Annotated in this window: 15 protein-coding genes; 9 read left to right on the forward strand and 6 right to left on the reverse strand. The window is 63.3% G+C overall.

The window, feature by feature from the left end; translation table 11 throughout:
- The first annotated feature begins 150 nt into the window (after nt 1–150).
- From ssuD to C1N62_RS19710, 8 genes are all read left to right on the forward strand, one after another.
- Nucleotides 151–1308, forward strand: a complete 1158-nt coding sequence (gene ssuD, locus C1N62_RS19675) for an FMNH2-dependent alkanesulfonate monooxygenase (protein ID WP_137765428.1) — start codon at nt 151–153, stop codon at nt 1306–1308.
- Between the two features lie 104 nt (nt 1309–1412).
- On the forward strand, nt 1413–2825 hold the full coding sequence (locus C1N62_RS19680; RefSeq protein ID WP_137765429.1) for an FAD/NAD(P)-binding protein: 1413 nt from the start codon (nt 1413–1415) through the stop codon (nt 2823–2825).
- 76 nt (nt 2826–2901) lie between these two features.
- A complete protein-coding gene (locus C1N62_RS19685) occupies nt 2902–4329 on the forward strand; it encodes an LLM class flavin-dependent oxidoreductase (protein WP_137765430.1) in 1428 nt (475 codons plus the stop codon).
- Complete coding sequence (locus C1N62_RS19690) at nt 4326–5345, forward strand: methionine ABC transporter ATP-binding protein (RefSeq protein ID WP_137765431.1); 1020 nt, start codon at nt 4326–4328, stop codon at nt 5343–5345. Before C1N62_RS19685 ends, C1N62_RS19690 begins: the two co-directional genes overlap by 4 nt.
- Nucleotides 5342–6043, forward strand: a complete 702-nt coding sequence (locus C1N62_RS19695) for a methionine ABC transporter permease (protein WP_137765432.1) — start codon at nt 5342–5344, stop codon at nt 6041–6043. The genes C1N62_RS19690 and C1N62_RS19695 overlap by 4 nt, the downstream gene beginning before the upstream one ends.
- 2 nt (nt 6044–6045) lie before the next feature.
- Nucleotides 6046–6921 (forward strand): MetQ/NlpA family ABC transporter substrate-binding protein, encoded by an 876-nt coding sequence (locus C1N62_RS19700; protein ID WP_137765433.1) that lies wholly within the window; start codon nt 6046–6048, stop codon nt 6919–6921.
- A 174-nt stretch (nt 6922–7095) separates the two neighbouring features.
- Nucleotides 7096–8547 carry an MFS transporter gene (locus C1N62_RS19705; RefSeq protein WP_137765434.1) on the forward strand — a complete coding sequence of 484 codons (1452 nt, stop codon included), beginning with the start codon at nt 7096–7098 and terminating at the stop codon, nt 8545–8547.
- The gene (locus C1N62_RS19710) at nt 8544–9761 is read left to right on the forward strand and encodes an acyl-CoA dehydrogenase family protein (RefSeq protein WP_137765435.1); all 1218 of its coding nucleotides are present in this window, start codon (nt 8544–8546) and stop codon (nt 9759–9761) included. The genes C1N62_RS19705 and C1N62_RS19710 overlap by 4 nt, the downstream gene beginning before the upstream one ends.
- Before the next feature lie 29 nt (nt 9762–9790).
- On the opposite strand, the gene C1N62_RS19715 is transcribed toward C1N62_RS19710, so the two are convergent.
- A complete protein-coding gene (locus C1N62_RS19715; RefSeq protein WP_137765668.1) occupies nt 9791–10759 on the reverse strand; it encodes a sulfonate ABC transporter substrate-binding protein in 969 nt (322 codons plus the stop codon).
- A gap of 315 nt (nt 10760–11074) precedes the next feature.
- On the opposite strand from C1N62_RS19715, the gene C1N62_RS19720 reads away from it, so the two are divergent.
- Complete coding sequence (locus C1N62_RS19720) at nt 11075–12250, forward strand: sugar transporter (protein ID WP_370465620.1); 1176 nt, start codon at nt 11075–11077, stop codon at nt 12248–12250.
- Nucleotides 12251–12280: 30 nt separating this feature from the next.
- On the opposite strand, the gene C1N62_RS19725 is transcribed toward C1N62_RS19720, so the two are convergent.
- From C1N62_RS19725 to C1N62_RS19745, 5 genes are all read right to left on the reverse strand, one after another.
- Nucleotides 12281–12877, reverse strand: a complete 597-nt coding sequence (locus C1N62_RS19725; protein WP_137765437.1) for a hypothetical protein — start codon at nt 12875–12877, stop codon at nt 12281–12283.
- 116 nt (nt 12878–12993) lie between these two features.
- Entirely contained in the window at nt 12994–13386 is a 393-nt protein-coding gene (locus C1N62_RS19730) for a type II toxin-antitoxin system death-on-curing family toxin (RefSeq protein ID WP_137765438.1), read from the reverse strand.
- On the reverse strand, nt 13383–13604 hold the full coding sequence (locus C1N62_RS19735; RefSeq protein ID WP_168195911.1) for a type II toxin-antitoxin system Phd/YefM family antitoxin: 222 nt from the start codon (nt 13602–13604) through the stop codon (nt 13383–13385). Before C1N62_RS19735 ends, C1N62_RS19730 begins: the two co-directional genes overlap by 4 nt.
- 76 nt (nt 13605–13680) lie before the next feature.
- Nucleotides 13681–14136 carry an acyltransferase gene (locus C1N62_RS19740; RefSeq protein ID WP_137765440.1) on the reverse strand — a complete coding sequence of 152 codons (456 nt, stop codon included), beginning with the start codon at nt 14134–14136 and terminating at the stop codon, nt 13681–13683.
- A gap of 94 nt (nt 14137–14230) precedes the next feature.
- Entirely contained in the window at nt 14231–15445 is a 1215-nt protein-coding gene (locus C1N62_RS19745) for an MFS transporter (RefSeq protein ID WP_137765441.1), read from the reverse strand.
- Between the last annotated feature and the right edge of the window lie 57 nt (nt 15446–15502).

The raw sequence follows: 15502 nt of genomic DNA on the forward strand, positions 1-15502 counted from the left end.
CAATCGGTGTGGCGGGCCAGTTTTTTATCTTACTAATAAGTAATGAAAAAAGTGGAATCACAAGCTGGCACGCATCCTGCTAATAGATTTATAACCAAACGGGAAGCATCCATCGATAAATAACAGATATGGTTATATAGGAATTGCATAATGAGCGAAGCAACTGACAGCAAATTAAAAGTGTTCTGGTTCCTGCCGACCCACGGCGACGGGCGTTATCTGGGCACCACGCAGGGCGGCCGTCCGGTGGATCTTCCCTATTTACAGCAGGTTGCGCTGGCCGCCGATAATCTGGGCTACTACGGCGTGCTGATCCCGACCGGCAAAAGTTGCGAGGACTCCTGGCTGGTGGCCTCAGCGCTGGCCCCGATCACCCGTCGGCTGCGTTATCTGGTGGCGGTGCGTCCCGGCCTCCAGCCACCGAGTCTGGCGGCGCGCATGGCCGCGACGCTGGATCGCCTCTCCGAAGGCCGGTTGCTGATCAACGTGGTGACGGGCGGCGACCCGGTGGAGAACAAGGGCGACGGCATCTTCCTCAACCATGCCGAACGCTACGAGGTGACGGAGGAGTTCCTTAACGTCTATTCACGCCTGATGAAGGGTGAAAAAGTGGACTTTGAGGGCAAGCACATCCATGTTGAAGGGGCGGAGATCCTCTTCCCACCGGTGCAGGAGAATGGCCCGCCGCTCTACTTTGGTGGCTCCTCCCCGGAAGCGATTGACGTGGCGGCCAACCAGATTGATAGCTACCTGACCTGGGGTGAGCCGGTGGCGCAGGTGGCGGAGAAGATCGCCGTAGTGCGCCAGCGTGCAGAGGCGCGCGGCCGCAAATTGGAGTATGGCATTCGCCTGCATGTGATTGTGCGGGAAACGGAAGAGGAGGCGTGGGCGGCGGCTGACCGGCTAATCGCCCATCTGGATGAGGAGACCATCGCGGCGGCGCAGAAGATTTTCGCCCGCATGGACTCCACCGGTCAGGCGCGGATGAGCGCCCTGCACCAAGGCAACCGCGAGAGCCTGCGCATTGGGCCAAACCTGTGGGCAGGCGTCGGGCTGGTGCGCGGCGGCGCAGGCACCGCGCTGGTGGGCAGCCCGCAGCAGATCGCCGATCGCATCCGCGAGTATCAGGCGCTCGGCATCGAGAACTTTATTCTCTCCGGCTATCCGCATTTGGAGGAGGCGCACCGCTTTGCCGAACTGGTGATGCCATTATTGCCGCTGGAGAACGCGGCGCACCAGCGCGCGCGTACCATCAACACCGGCCCGTTTGGCGAGACCATCGGCGGTGACAAACGTCCGGGCAAATAAGCCCGGCCAGCAAAGGGAACCTATGATGCCAGACCAGAACCACCACATTGCACCGATGCCGCGAGCGTATGGGCTTGCGTGCGCACCACAGGCGGGCCGCGCCCGTGGGTAGGCCACACATCGTGATCGTGGGCGGCGGCTTCAGCGGCGCGGCGCTGGCGATCCAGCTGGCGCGCCGCAGCGAGCAACCGCTGGAGATCACCCTGCTCGAGCCGCGCCCGCAGCCGGGGCATGGGGTAGCCTACTCCGCGGAAGACCCGGCACACCGCATCAATGTGCCTGCCGCGCGGATGATGCTTTCGGCCGCCGAGGAGGGGGAGTTTGAGCGCTGGTATCGCGCCAGCCCGGCATTCGCTGACGATCCGCAGGCGCGCTGGCGGGATGGCAAACTCTACCCGCAGCGGTCGGCCTTTGGCCGCTATATGGCAGAGAAGTTTTGGCAGGCGGCGAGTGACTCTCCCTCCACCTTGCGCCACCTACAGGATCGCGCCATCGGGCTGGATCAGGGAGCGATCGTCACCGCCGCCGGGCAGCGGCTGGTGGCGGATGTGGTGGTGCTGGCGATCAGCCACCCGCCGCCAGCACTGCCGCATCAGGTGGCGGCAAGATTGGCCGACCACCCGGCGCTGGTGGCCGACCCGTGGCAACCGGCGGCGCTGCACCGGGTGGGGCGTGATGAGCGGGTCGGCATCATCGGCACGGGCCTGAGCATGGCGGATGTGGTGGCCTCGCTGCACCGCATTGGCCACCGTGGGCCGATTACCGCCTTCTCTCGCCGGGGGCTGTTGCCGCGCCCGAACGCCGAGGGGGATTACACGCCGTGGACGCTCTCTCCCGATGAAGTCACCGCTGACCGCACCCGCGACTGGCTGGCACGTACCCGCCGGGAGATTGCCGCCGCTGCCGAACAGGGCATCAGCTGGCAGGCGGTGCTGGATGAGGTGCGCCGGCGGGGGCAGCAGATTTGGCAACGCCTGCCGCTGGCGGAACAGCGCCGCTTCCTGCGCCACCTGCGGCCCTGGTGGGATGTCCATCGCTACCGCATCGCGCCCCAGGTGCACGCGGTGATCGCGGCGGCGCAGCAGAGCGGCCAGCTACGGGTCGTGTCGGCACGGCTGGCGGCCCTCGACAGCACGCCGCACACCGTGACGCTGTCACTGAAACACCGGCGCGGCATGTTGGAGCAGGTGACGGTTGACCGCCTGATGGTTACCACCGGCCCGGCCCACAGCGCGCTGATCCAGAGCCAGCCGCTGTTGCGCGCGCTGGCGGCGCAAGGGCGCATCGTGGCCGATCCGCTCGGCCTCGGCATTCTGGTCAATGCCCACTCCGAGGCGCTCGACCCGCAGGGGCAGCCCGATCCGCGCCTGCTGGTGGCTGGCCCGGCGGCACGCGGCCGCTTTGGCGAACTGATGGGCCTGCCGCAGGTGGCCGAGCACGCCGAGGCGGTGGCGCAACGTATCCTTGAGACCCTGCCGGTCAATGACGCCTCCCGGCGATGTCCGGTTTCCCGCTGAGTTAACGCTTTCCCCTAACCAAACCTTGATCCCACCGGGCCTGCTCCGGCGGCCCGGCTTTACCTGGAGCGTAGCCATGACCTTACCCTCATCACCCCGCCAGATCCGTTTGAACGCCTTTGACATGAACTGTGTTGGGCACCAGTCGCCCGGCCTGTGGGCGCACCCGCGTGACCGCTCGTGGCAGTACAAGGATCTCTCCTATTGGACGGAGCTGGCGCGCCTGCTAGAGCGCGGCAAATTTGATGGCCTGTTTATCGCCGATGTGCTGGGCGTGTATGACGTGCTGAACGGCAACAACGAGGCGGCGATCCGTCAGGCGACGCAGGTGCCGGTCAATGACCCGCTGGCGCTGATCACCCCGATGGCGCTGGTAACGGAGCACCTCGGGTTTGGCCTGACCGCCTCGCTCTCCTTTGAGCACCCCTATCCCTTCGCCCGCCGCCTCTCGACGCTGGATCACCTGACCAAGGGGCGGGTAGGCTGGAACATCGTCACCTCCTATCTGGAGAGCGGCGCGCGCAATCTCGGGTTGCAGGCGCAGAGCGACCACGACGTGCGCTATGACTACGCCGATGAATATTTGCAGGTGGTCTACAAGCTGCTGGAGGGGAGCTGGGAGGAGGGGGCGATTTTGCGCGACCGCGAGCGCCGCCTGTTCAGCGACCCGAGCAAGGTGCACCCGATCAACCATCAGGGGCACTTCTTCCAGGTGCCGGGCATCCACCTGTGCGAACCCTCGCCGCAGCGCACGCCGGTGCTCTATCAGGCCGGGGCCTCCAGCCGCGGCAAGCAGTTCGCCGCGGAACACGCCGAGTGCGTGTTTGTCGCCGCGCCCTCCAAGGTGCTGCTGAAAAAGACCGTGGCGGATATCCGCCGCCGCGCCGCCGAGGCGGGGCGCGATCCGCGCAGCATCCTGATCTTCAACCTGCAAACGGTGATTGTCGGCGAGACCGACCGGCAGGCGCAGGCCAAGTGGCAGGAGTATAAATCCTACGTCAGCCATGAGGGGGCGCTGGCGCTGATCTCCGGCTGGACAGGCATCGACTTCGGCCAGTATCCCGCCGATCAGGTGCTGAAGCATCTGCACACCAACGCCATCCAGTCGGCGGTTGAAACCTTCTCCACCGCCGATCCCAACCGCCAGTGGACGGTGCAGGCGCTGGCGGAGTGGGTGGGCATCGGCGGTTTTGGCCCGCTGCTGGTGGGCAGTGCGCAGACGGTAGCCGACGAGCTACAGGCGTGGGTGGAGGAGACTGACGTCGATGGCTTCAACCTTGCCTATGCCGTGACCCATGAAACCTTTGTCGATGTGGTCGAGCTGCTGGTGCCGGAGTTGCAAAAGCGCGGGGTGTTCAAGCGCGACTACGCCGAGGGCACGCTGCGCGAGAAGCTGTTTGGGCAGGGGCCACGGCTGGCCGCACCACACCCAGCCACCGGCTATCGCTGGCCAGCGGGTGACAACGTCACGCAGGGTGAAACCGCAGGGGCCAATACACCATGATTGAGATCGAAAATCTGCATAAACAGTACCGCACCCGCCACGGCGGCACGGTGGAGGTGCTGAAAGGCATCTCGTTGCAGGTGCCAGCGGGCGGCATCACGGCCGTGGTGGGGCCGAGCGGCGCGGGCAAATCCACGCTGGCGAAGTGCATCAGCCTGCTGGAGCGGCCAAGCCAGGGCAGTATCCGCGTCAATGGTCAGGATCTCTCGCTGTTGGGCGGCGCGGCCCTGCGGCGGGAGCGGCGCGCCATCGGCACGGTGTTCCAGTCCTCGGCGCTGCTGCAACGCAAGACCGTCTGGCAGAACGTGGCGCTGCCGCTGGAGTACCTGCACGTAGCACCACCGGCGATCGCGCGCCACGTTGGGGAGCTGCTGGAGAGCGTCGGGCTGGCGGACAAGGCCAACCGCTACCCGGCGCAACTCTCCGGTGGCCAGCGGCAACGGGTGGGTATTGCCCGCGCGCTGGCGCTAAAACCTGCCGTGCTGCTGGCGGATGAGGCCACCTCCGGGCTGGACCCAGAGGCCACCCACGCCATCCTCCACCTGCTGATGCAGCTGCGTGACCAGTTCGGCCTCTCCATCATCCTGATCACCCATGAGATGGATGTGGTGCGCAGCGCCGCCGACGCGGTGGCGGAGATCCGCGACGGTCGGCTGGTGCAACAGGGGGAGGTCAGTGACCTGCTGGCGCAGCCCGGCTCACGGCTGGGGGAGCAACTCTTCCCGGTGCGGGCGCTGCCGGGCGCGGGCGATCTGCTGTTGCAGGTCACCTACGGCACCCGCCAGCCGGTGGCGACAGACTGGATCAGCCGCCTGAGCCGCCAGTTCAACCTGCACATTGACCTGCTCGGCGGCCAGGTGGAGCGGCTGGGCGACCGGCAGGCGGGGCGAGCGCGCATCGCGGTGCGCTTCGCGGAGTCGCCCGTCAGCGCGCAGGCACTGGTGCAGGCGCTCCACGCGCTGGGACTGGCGGCGGAGGTGCTGGAACAGGCACCCGCCTGGCGGGAGGCGGTATGACGCATTCGGTTGACGTGATGAGCCGGGACACCCCCTGGAACCAGATTGCCCAACTGATGCTGCCAGCCTATGGCGAAACCTGGCTGATGGTCGGCATCGTGATGCTGCTGGTCGTCACGCTCGGCGGCGCGCTGGGGGTGGTGCTGTTCAACACCTCGTCGCGCGGGCTGTTCCCGCAGCCAGCGCTCAATCGCTCGCTGGGCTGGCTGGTCAACATTGGCCGCTCGCTGCCCTTTCTGGTGCTGATGGCCGCCATCATCCCCTTCACCTTCTGGCTGACGGGCACCACCATCGGCATCCCGGCGGCGATTGTGCCGATGGTGGCCGCTGGCGTGCCATTCTTCGCCCGGCTGGTGGAGAACGCGCTGCGCGAACTGCCGCCGGAGGTGACGGCGGTCGGGCTGGTTTCAGGCGGCTCGCCGTGGCAGATCATCACCCGCGCCCAGCTAAGCGAGGCACTGCCGGCGCTGGTGGCGGCCGTGACTCTCAACCTGATCGCCATGATTGAGTACTCCGCCATCGCTGGCACCATCGGTGCGGGCGGCATCGGCTATCTGGCCGTGGTCTACGGCTACCAGCGTTTTGACCAACACATCATGATCGCCACCATCGTGGTGTTGATCGCCACTATCCAGATTATCCAGTTCATTGGCGACCGGCTGGTTGCCGCCTTGCAACCTCACCAGGAGAGGAATTAGCCATGTCACACCCCTCATTTGAGATCGTCAAGCCACGGCGCTGGCCGTGGGTGGTCGCTGGCGTGGCGGTGCTCGCCGCCGCTGGCCTTGCCTGGCATCTCTACGCCGGGCAGGCGCAGGCGGTCACCTTCGGCAACACGCTGAAAGTGCACTTTGAGCCAGCGATGGCCGGGGAGGAGCGACTGATCAACTATGTCGCCGAGCACGTCGCGCCCGACTACGGGCTGAAGCTGGAGGCAGTGGGCGTTCAGGATCCGGTGCAGGCGGATCGCGCGGTGGCTGCGGGGCAATATGCCGCCACCGTCTACCAGCACCAGTGGTGGCTGAAACAGGTAGTGGATGCCAATGGCTTCCAGCTCACCGCCACCGTGCCGGTGTTCCAGTGGGCGTTTGGCCTCTACTCGGATCGCTACAGCTCGGTGCAGGCGCTACCGCAGGGGGCGGAGATTGTGGTGCCCAACGACGGCGCGAATCAGGGGCAGGCGCTGTGGCTGTTGCAGCGCATTGGCCTGATCACACTCGACCCGGCGGTGGAGCCACGCACCGCCACCCTCAAAGACATCCGCGAGAACCCGCATGGCTTTGTTTTCAAGGAGCTGGATCTGCTCACCATGCCGCGCGCGCTCAACTCGGTGGATGCCGCCATTGGCTACGTCTCGCAGTTTGACGCTGGCAAGGTGCCGCGCGAGAAGGGCATCCTGTTCCCGCCCGCGCCCAAAACCTTTGCCTCCCAGCTGGTGATTGGCACCCCCTACCTGCAACAGGCGAGCATCGCCAAATTGCAGCAGGCGTTCGCCGATCCGCGTGTCCAACGGTGGCTGGCCGAGACCGATGACCCGCGGGTGAAAGGGGTGCTGGTGCCCGTCTCCGCCAACTGATTTCCTGTCGTTACCCTGACCGGTTCCGCCGCTGGCCGAACCGGTTTTTTTGCTGCCCGGCATCCAGGTATCTTATTGAATTTGATGAATATCGTTAGCAGGGATTGTTGGTTGTGATGTCAGGCAGCGCTTCGTATAACCGGGGGACACCTGCCTGATAACCCGAGGATGCCCATGAGCACACTTAACCTTGATGATGAACTGGTCAGCGCGCCGCCCTCGGCGCCGGTACGCTCCGCCAGCGACGTGGCGCGGCTGATCAACACCCGCAGCGACAGCAACAGCTATGCCCGCATGATCGTCTTTCTGGCGCTGGGCGGCGTGTTCCTGGACGCCTATGACCTGACGACCCTCTCCTATGGCATTGATGACGTGGTGAGGGAGTTCAATTTGACGCCCACCCTGACCGGGCTGGTCACCTCCTCCATCATGCTGGGCACCATCATCGGCAACCTGATTGGCGGCTGGCTGACGGATCGCTATGGCCGTTACTCGGTGTTTATGGCCGATATGCTGTTCTTTGTGGTGTCGGCGATTGCCGCCGGGCTGGCACCGAATGTCTGGGTGCTGATTGGCGCGCGCTTCCTGATGGGCATCGGCGTCGGCATTGATCTGCCGGTGGCGATGGCCTATCTGGCGGAGTTCTCCAAATTCAGCGGCAAGGCCAACAAGGCGGCGCGGCTGGCTGCCTGGTGCCCGATGTGGTACGCCGCCTCCTCAGTCTGCTTCCTGATTATCTTTGGCCTCTACTTCCTGCTGCCGGAGCAGCACCTTGACTGGCTGTGGCGCGCCTCGCTGCTGTTTGGCGCGGTGCCAGCGCTGCTGATTATCGCGGTGCGCAGCAAATTCATGAACGAGTCGCCGCTGTGGGCCGCCAACCAAGGCGACCTGAAGGGGGCGGTGCGCATCCTGCGTGACGCCTACGGCATCCATGCCCATGAGGCGGAGCCGGATGGCCCCAGCGCGCCGCCTGCGCCGAAGCCCAGCTTCCGCGTGCTGTTCCAGAAACCCTACCGCGAGCGCACGATTGTCGCTGGCGTGATGAACGTCTGCATCTCCTTTGAGTACACCGCCATCGCCTTCTTCCTGCCCTCGATCCTGGCGCAGTTCCTTGGGGCGGGCGTGTTTGAAACCATCTCCGCCTCGCTCGGGCTGAACGTGCTGTTCGCCTTCACCGGCGGTTTGCTGGGAATGCGGCTGGCGTGGAAATACCCGTCGCGCCATGTGGCCATCGCGGGCTTTGCCCTCCAGTTCATCGCGCTGGTGGCGCTGGCGCTGATTGGCCACCCGCAGGCGGCGATTGGCATTGGCGTGGCCGTGCTGATGCTCGGCCTGTGGCTGTTTGCCGAGGGCTTTGGCCCCGGCGCGCAGCTGATGATCTACCCGGCGCTCTCCTATCCGACCTCCATCCGCGCCACCGGCGTGGGCTTCAGCCGCTCGCTCTCCGGCATCGGCAGCGCGCTGGCGTTGTTTGTCCTGCCGATTTTGCAGGCGTCCTTGGGCACCAACATGTTTTGGGTGGTGTCGCTGAGCGCCGTGATCCCAATTGTGTTCCTGCTGGCGGTGCGCCATGAGCCAACCCGCCACGACATTGATGACCATTCACCTGAAGGAGATACCCCATGAGCCAGCCCCTGCTCTCTACCGGCGCCGATGAGGCGCAACTGGCGGCGCGCTTCCGCCCGCTCTTTGCCCGCATCGCCGAGGGCGCGCGTGACCGCGAGCGCAGCCGCACGCTGCCCCATGAGCCGATCCAGTGGCTGAAGGCGGCAGGTTTTGGCACGCTGCGCATCCCGCGTGAGAAGGGGGGCTTCGGTGCTTCCCTGCCACAACTGTTCGCCCTGCTGACCGAGCTGGCGGAGGCCGACTCCAACCTGCCGCAGGCGCTGCGCGCCCACTTCGCTTTTGTGGAGGATCGCCTTAACCAGCCCGACAGCCCGGCGCGTGACCGCTGGTTCCAGCGCTTTCTGGACGGGGAGCTGGTGGGCAGCGGCTGGACGGAGATTGGTAACGTCAAGCTTGGCGAGGTCAATACCAAAGTGACGCCGCAGGCCCACGGCTGGCGGCTGGAGGGGGAGAAGTTCTACAGCACCGGCACCCTGTTTGCCGACTGGATCGACGTATTCGCGCAGCGCAGCGACACCGGTGACGATGTGATCGCGCTGGTCAGTACCCACCAGCCGGGCGTGGTGCGCGAGGATGACTGGGATGGCTTCGGCCAGCGCCTGACCGGCAGCGGCACCACCCGTTTCAGCGCCGCACAGGTGGAGCTGGAGCACGTCTATGACTTTGCCAGCCGCTTCCGTTACCAGACCGCCTTCTACCAGCATGTGCTGCTGGCGACGCTGGCTGGCATTGGCCGGGCCGTGCTGCGTGATGCCCGCGAGGGGGTGCGCGATCGCCGCCGCGTCTATAGCCACGGCAACGCCAGCCAGGTACGGCAGGATCCACAGGTGTTGCAGGTGGTGGGGCAGATTGCCGCCTGGGCCTGGGCCACCGAGGCCAGCGTGCAGCAGGCGGCCCACGCGCTGCAACGTGCCTACGAGGCGCACGCCGCCACGGATGAGGCGCGGTTGCAGGCGCTGAATGTCACGGCGGAGATTGATGCCGACCGGGCGCAGGTGATCGCCAGCGAGCTGGTGCCGCGCGCCGCTACGGAGCTGTTCAATGCACTCGGCGCGTCCGACACCCGGCTCAGCAAGGCGCTCGATCGCCACTGGCGCAACGCCCGCACCGTGGCGTCACACAATCCGGTGATCTACAAGGCGCGCGCCGTGGGGGAGTGGGAGGTCAACGGCAAAACGCCGATCTTCGTCTGGCAGATCGGCAACGGGGAGTAGGGGGAGGGGCGGCGCGGCCGCCCGGTGGGTTACTGCTTCAGCGCGGCGTCCTGCGACCAGGTGGCGCTGCGCACCTCCACTTTCACCGGCAGCAGGCCGATGCGGGTAAAGGTATCCGCCAGCGCCTGCTGTTCGGTGAAGACCTCTCGGCTCATGCGCTGCGCGCCAAACGGCATCCGTGACAGCGCGCGCGCCCAGATCGGCTGCTCCAGCCCGGTGGACTGCGACAGGATTTTCGCCGCCTCATCCGGGTGGCCGTTGGCCCAGTCGCTCAGGGTGGAGAGTTCATCAATCACCTGCTGCGCCACCTGCGGATGGCCATCGGCAAATTTGCGGCTGGCAAGGTAGAAGGTGTAGTGCGGCACCAGCCCCTCGGCGTCCTGCACCTTGCGGGCGTTGGCGTGGGCCTCCACCTCGGCGTAGAACGGATCCCAAATCACCCAGGCATCCACCGCCCCGCGCTGGAAGGCGGCGCGTGCGTCGCTCGGCGGCAGGTAGACCGGGGTAATGTCTTTGTAGGTCAATCCGGCCTTCTCCAGCGCGCTCACCAGCAGGTAGTTGACGTCAGAGCCTTTGTTCAGCGCCACGCGCTTGCCCTTCAGGTCAGCAACGCTGTGGATCGGCGAGTTCTCTGGCACCACAATCGCCTCGGTTTTGGGGTTGGCCGGGGAGTGGGCCAGATAGACCAGATCGGCCTGTGCCGCCTGCGCAAAGGTAGGCGGGGCGTCGCCGGTGGCCGCCAAATCAATGCTGCCGACGTTCAGCCCCTCCAGCATCTGCGGCCCGGCCGGGAACTCCACCCAGCGCACCTTGATCCCCTGTTTTTTAAACTGCTCGTCCAGCGTGCCGCGGTACTTCAACAGCGCAAAGATATTCGCCTTCTGGTAACCAATATTCACCACCTCGGGCTTCTCTGCCGCCCAGCTTGCGGAGGAGACGGCCAGCAGGGCGCTGGTGAGGGCGGTGGCGGCGAGGGTGCGGCCAAATGGCGTTTTCATCATTCTGTTATCCCTTAGTGAAAGTGACCGTGCCAAGCAGAAAGGCGCTCACGGAATGCCCCTATCCTGACCAGCCATGACAGAATTGAAAACGGTTTTATCGGCATATTATATGCCTAATTACTAAATGCTTTTTTTCGATTTGGTTAGAAACGGCGCGGCAATGGACGCCTTTTTAACCTGCGCTGCGCAAGGCGTGTTCTGACGCCCTACCCACTGAAAACATAAAAATAATTCCATTTTTGTGGATTACGTCCCAAAATATTTCTTTTCCCTGAAGAGAGGCGCCCCACTTTTATCATGACTGATCACGTTTTGGACATCCCGCAAACCTCGCGCCGCACCCAGTGGCTGCGGGTGCTGCTGTTGAGCATCAGCGCCTTCATCTTCAATACCACGGAGTTCGTGCCGGTTGGCCTGCTGACGGACATTGCGCAGACCTACGCGATTGATGCCGCCCACGCTGGCTGGATGCTGACCATCTACGCTTGGGTGGTGGCGCTGATGTCACTGCCACTGATGCTGCTGACCAGCAAGGTGGAGCGCAAGCAGTTGCTGCTCTGGACGTTCGTGGTGTTTATCCTGAGCCATGTGCTATCGGTGGTCGCCTGGAACTTCTGGGTGCTGGTGGCCGGGCGCATCGGCATTGCGCTGGCGCACGCCATTTTCTGGTCGATCAGCGCCTCAATTGCCATCCGCGTTGCGCCGATGGGCAAACAGACCCAGGCGCTGAGTATGCTGGCGACCGGCACGGCGCTGGCGATGGTGCTCGGCCTGCCGCTCGGGCGGATCATCGGCCAGTTGCTGGGCTGGCGCATGACCTTCGTGGTGATTGGCGTGTCGGCCATCGTGGTGCTGGTGATGCTGTTCAAGCTGCTGCCGTCACTGGCGAGTGAACACCACGCCTCGCTGAAGAGCCTGCCAGCGCTGCTGCGCCAGCCGATGCTGCTCAGCCTCTACCTGTTCACCGCGCTGGTGTTTACCGCACACTACACCGCTTACAGCTACATTGAGCCGTTCATCAAGAACATTGGTTTGATGGGCGATGGCTTCACCACGCTCCTGCTGCTGGTGTTTGGCGGGGCAGGGATCATCGGCAGCCTGCTGTTTGGCTTTATGGGCGAGCGCTTCGCCACCACGCTGCTGCTCACCTCCATCGCGCTGATTACGCTGTCGATGTTCCTGCTCGGCTATGTGGCGACCAATGCGATGGAGCTGCTGATCCTCAGCCTGTTCTGGGGCATGGCGATCATGATGGTCAACCTCTCCTTCCAGGTGAAGGTGCTGGCGACTGACCCCAATTCGCCAGACATCATCATGTCGATCTACTCCTCGATTGTGAACCTGGGGATTGGGCTGGGGGCGCTGCTCGGCAACCAGATTATCCTGCGTACCTCACTGGGCAACATCGGCACCAGCGGCGCGGCCATCGGCCTGTTGACCTTCATCGGGTTGAGCCTCTACCTGCGCCAGCGTACCCGCCGGCGCTAACCGCCACTGCGCCGGGGGCTGCCCCGGCGCTTACTCTGCTGCCACGATGCGCAGCGCCTGCACCACGATACGTTTGGGGCGGCCACGCCACTCAAACACCTCATCAATCACCGGGTAACGTTCAGGCTCCACCACCCACGTCTCCCCTAGCAAGCCCAGCGCCTCCTCCCCCAGCAGCTGTGCCTCCACGTTGGCAAAGAACTGCTCCGGCTGCGGCGTTTTCTTATATTTGTCATCGGACGTCCACGTCAGGAACACCCACCCCTCCAGCGCCACGCCCGCACCCCGGTATTTTGCCATCTTCATGGTGAGCGATTTCAGCCAATTCTTTGGCGGGTTCTGGTTGGGGTAGGCCACCTTGGCCTCTATATGCGTCAGCAACTGGTGCTGGAATGCACCCTCATCCTGCGACAGATCGCGGTAGAGGCTCAGGTCGCGTTTGTCATCCTCGTTATAGAGGAAGTAGCGCCCATCCCCCAACGCGGGGAAATGCGCATGCCCCAGATCAAAATTGAAGATGTGGCAGATCTCGGTGCAGAGCCACAGCTCGCATGAGGCAAAGTTGAAACGTCGGGCATAACGCCCAGGTTGCGCGCCGATATGGCGGCAGATTTCAGGTAACAGCACAGGCTTATCCTTTTCTGGCAAGGCACCCCCGGCGACCGGAAGTGCATGATGTCAGGGGGTTATCGGATAAGTGGGGGAGAACTTGAGACGACAACGTAATAAATCGGGTGGTCTGGTTATGAACGCTCAATAATTTGCTGAAGCTGTACCCTAACTTGTTCTAGAGACAAAGATCCCGCAGCGGTAGAGACGGTCAATTCAACCAATTTGTCATTGTCAGTCAGGCGTGTATCAATGCCATTACGTTTCAAAAAGATCAAAGTAATGGCCAGTGCGGTACGCTTATTTGCATCTGTGAATACATGCCCGCGGGAAATAGAAAAGAGATAACTTGCCGCCAACATGAAAATATCTTTTTCGCCCATATAGTCATAAAGATTTATGACCCGCGATACCACTGCGTCAACCCGTCCCCGGTCTGCCAAGCCTTGCACACCGGGTGTACGGTTGAGGATATAGTCATGAATGGTTATCACTTCATTGCTAGTAATAAAAAGAGGTGTGTTCATCGATCGGCAAGTGCCTTAATGGCATCACCATGTATAGACATCATCTCTTCAAATTCACGCTCTAATTTATGTTTCATAAATGCCCGGTATTCTTGAGCATTTACAACATACGCAGACTCCTTACCTCGCCTGATAATCTCAACTTGTTCGCCAGCAGCAACGTCATTGAGTATTTCCGCAAGGTTTTGGCGCGCGTCGGTATAACTCATCTCTTTCATGATATTTGCCCGTAAGGAAATGGTGATGCCACAATACACCTGTACAGGTAACATGTACAGGTGTGTTGGTGAAAGCTTACAGCCGCCGCAGCATCCGGGCCGGGTTGCCGGCATAGATGCCTCTCTCGGTGATCGATTTGGTCACTACGCTGCCTGCGCCAATCACCGCGCCGTCGCAGATGGTGACCGCCAGCAGGGTGGAGCCGCTGCCGATCGAGACATCATTGCCAATCACCGTGCGCCCCCAGCTGGCGGGGTCAGGGTTGGGTGCGCCGTCGCGGAACAGGTCGTTGGCGAAGGTGACGTTATGGCCGATGAAGCAGCGCTCGCCAATGGTAACAAATTCGCAGATAAAGCAGTGGGACTGGATTTTGCTGGCGTGGCCGATGGTGCTGTTCTTCTGGATCTCCACGAAGGGGCCGATGAAGACCCCATCGCCCAGGGTGCAGCCGTAAAGGTTGACCGGTTCGTAGATCACCACATCCTTGCCGAGGGTGACGTCCTGAATACCGACGCTGCGTCGCGCTACCATGTGCTTCTCCTTGTCAGTGAAGGCCCGATGATAAACCTAAACGCCTGAGGTGGAAAACCGCATAAAAAAGCGGCCCGCAGGCCGCTTGGAGATGTTACGCCTCTGGCGCCACCGGCTCGCCACGGTAGCGGGCGGCACGCTCATTGAGCAGGGAGAAGGCAAAGATCACCAGCCCCAGCAGCGGTAGGATGGCCCCATAGGTGGCGGTGTAGGTCACCGGGTAGCCATGCTCCACCACATAGGCACCGAGGCTGGCGCCCAGCGCGTTGGCGATGTTGAAGGCGGAGTGGTTAAGGGTCGCTGCCAGCGTCTGCGCCTTGCCAGCCACCTGCATCAGCCGCACCTGCAACGGCGCGCAGAGCGCCAGGTTGGTGCCGATCAGGAAGCTACCAACGATGGCACCCAGCAGGCTCGGTGCCAGCAGCGGGAAGAGCAGCAGCACCGCGATGCTCCATACCAGCACAAAGAAGATGGCGGGCATGATCTTCCGGTCAGCCGCCCAGCCGCCCGCCAAATTGCCAGCCACCATGCCAAGGCCGAAGGCGAACAGGATCACCGGCAGCCAGCTATGGGAGAGGTGCACCGCGTAGGTCACCACCGGCGAAATGTAACTGATCACCGAGAACATGCCGCCAAAGCCAATCGCCGCGATACCCAGCGTCAGCCAGATGCGCATATTCATCAACGCCTTGATCTCCTTCAGCGGCGAACTGACCGCCTCGTCGCCCCGTTTCGGGAAGATCACGGCGATCAGCAGCACGTCCAGCAGCGCCAGCAGGGCCACTACGCCGAATGCCCAGCGCCAGTTGATGTACTCGCCCAGCAGCGTCGCCAATGGGTTGCCGAGCAGCGAGGCCAACGTCAGGCCAAGGATCACCCGGCCTACCGCCTTGCCACGGTGGTCAGGCGACACCAGCGCCGCGGCGGCCAGCGCGGCCACGCCAAGGAACGCGCCGTGCGGCAGGCCGCTGACAAAGCGCGCCAGTACCAGCGCATGGTAGCTGTTCGCCAGTACGCTACCGAGGTTGCCGACGAAAAACAGTGCCATAAACAGCATCAGCTGGCGTTTGCGCGGCAGGTGGGCGGTGAGCAGGGAGAAGAGCGGCGCGCCGATCACCACGCCCAGCGCGTAGGCGCTGATGAACTGGCTGCCCTGCGCCAGGGTGACAGAGAGGGAGTGGCAGACCTCGGACAGCAGTCCCATGATTGAGAACTCGCTCATGCCGATGGCAAAGCTGCCCAACGCCAGGGCGAAAATCGCCCAAGCGGCCGACGGCGCGGGGGCCGGGGTGTGACTGGTATTTTCCATGATGCTAATTGCTTACTGTAAAAATGAGAGAAAGGAACTGCGCGTGCCGGCATGTCG

Source organism: Nissabacter sp. SGAir0207, from assembly GCF_005491205.1.
Taxonomy (GTDB): Bacteria; Pseudomonadota; Gammaproteobacteria; order Enterobacterales; family Enterobacteriaceae; genus Chimaeribacter.

What these genes read in the sequence shown, in the direction of transcription:
- ssuD (WP_137765428.1), top strand. Translation starts at nt 151, where the DNA reads ATGAGCGAAGCAACTGACAGCAAATTAAAAGTGTTCTGGTTCCTGCCG.
- C1N62_RS19685 (WP_137765430.1), top strand. Translation starts at nt 2,902, where the DNA reads ATGACCTTACCCTCATCACCCCGCCAGATCCGTTTGAACGCCTTTGAC.
- C1N62_RS19690 (WP_137765431.1), top strand. Translation starts at nt 4,326, where the DNA reads ATGATTGAGATCGAAAATCTGCATAAACAGTACCGCACCCGCCACGGC.
- C1N62_RS19695 (WP_137765432.1), top strand. Translation starts at nt 5,342, where the DNA reads ATGACGCATTCGGTTGACGTGATGAGCCGGGACACCCCCTGGAACCAG.
- C1N62_RS19700 (WP_137765433.1), top strand. Translation starts at nt 6,046, where the DNA reads ATGTCACACCCCTCATTTGAGATCGTCAAGCCACGGCGCTGGCCGTGG.
- C1N62_RS19705 (WP_137765434.1), top strand. Translation starts at nt 7,096, where the DNA reads ATGAGCACACTTAACCTTGATGATGAACTGGTCAGCGCGCCGCCCTCG.
- C1N62_RS19710 (WP_137765435.1), top strand. Translation starts at nt 8,544, where the DNA reads ATGAGCCAGCCCCTGCTCTCTACCGGCGCCGATGAGGCGCAACTGGCG.
- C1N62_RS19715 (WP_137765668.1), bottom strand. Translation starts at nt 10,759, where the DNA reads ATGAAAACGCCATTTGGCCGCACCCTCGCCGCCACCGCCCTCACCAGC.
- C1N62_RS19730 (WP_137765438.1), bottom strand. Translation starts at nt 13,386, where the DNA reads ATGAACACACCTCTTTTTATTACTAGCAATGAAGTGATAACCATTCAT.
- C1N62_RS19735 (WP_168195911.1), bottom strand. Translation starts at nt 13,604, where the DNA reads ATGAAAGAGATGAGTTATACCGACGCGCGCCAAAACCTTGCGGAAATA.
- C1N62_RS19740 (WP_137765440.1), bottom strand. Translation starts at nt 14,136, where the DNA reads ATGGTAGCGCGACGCAGCGTCGGTATTCAGGACGTCACCCTCGGCAAG.
- C1N62_RS19745 (WP_137765441.1), bottom strand. Translation starts at nt 15,445, where the DNA reads ATGGAAAATACCAGTCACACCCCGGCCCCCGCGCCGTCGGCCGCTTGG.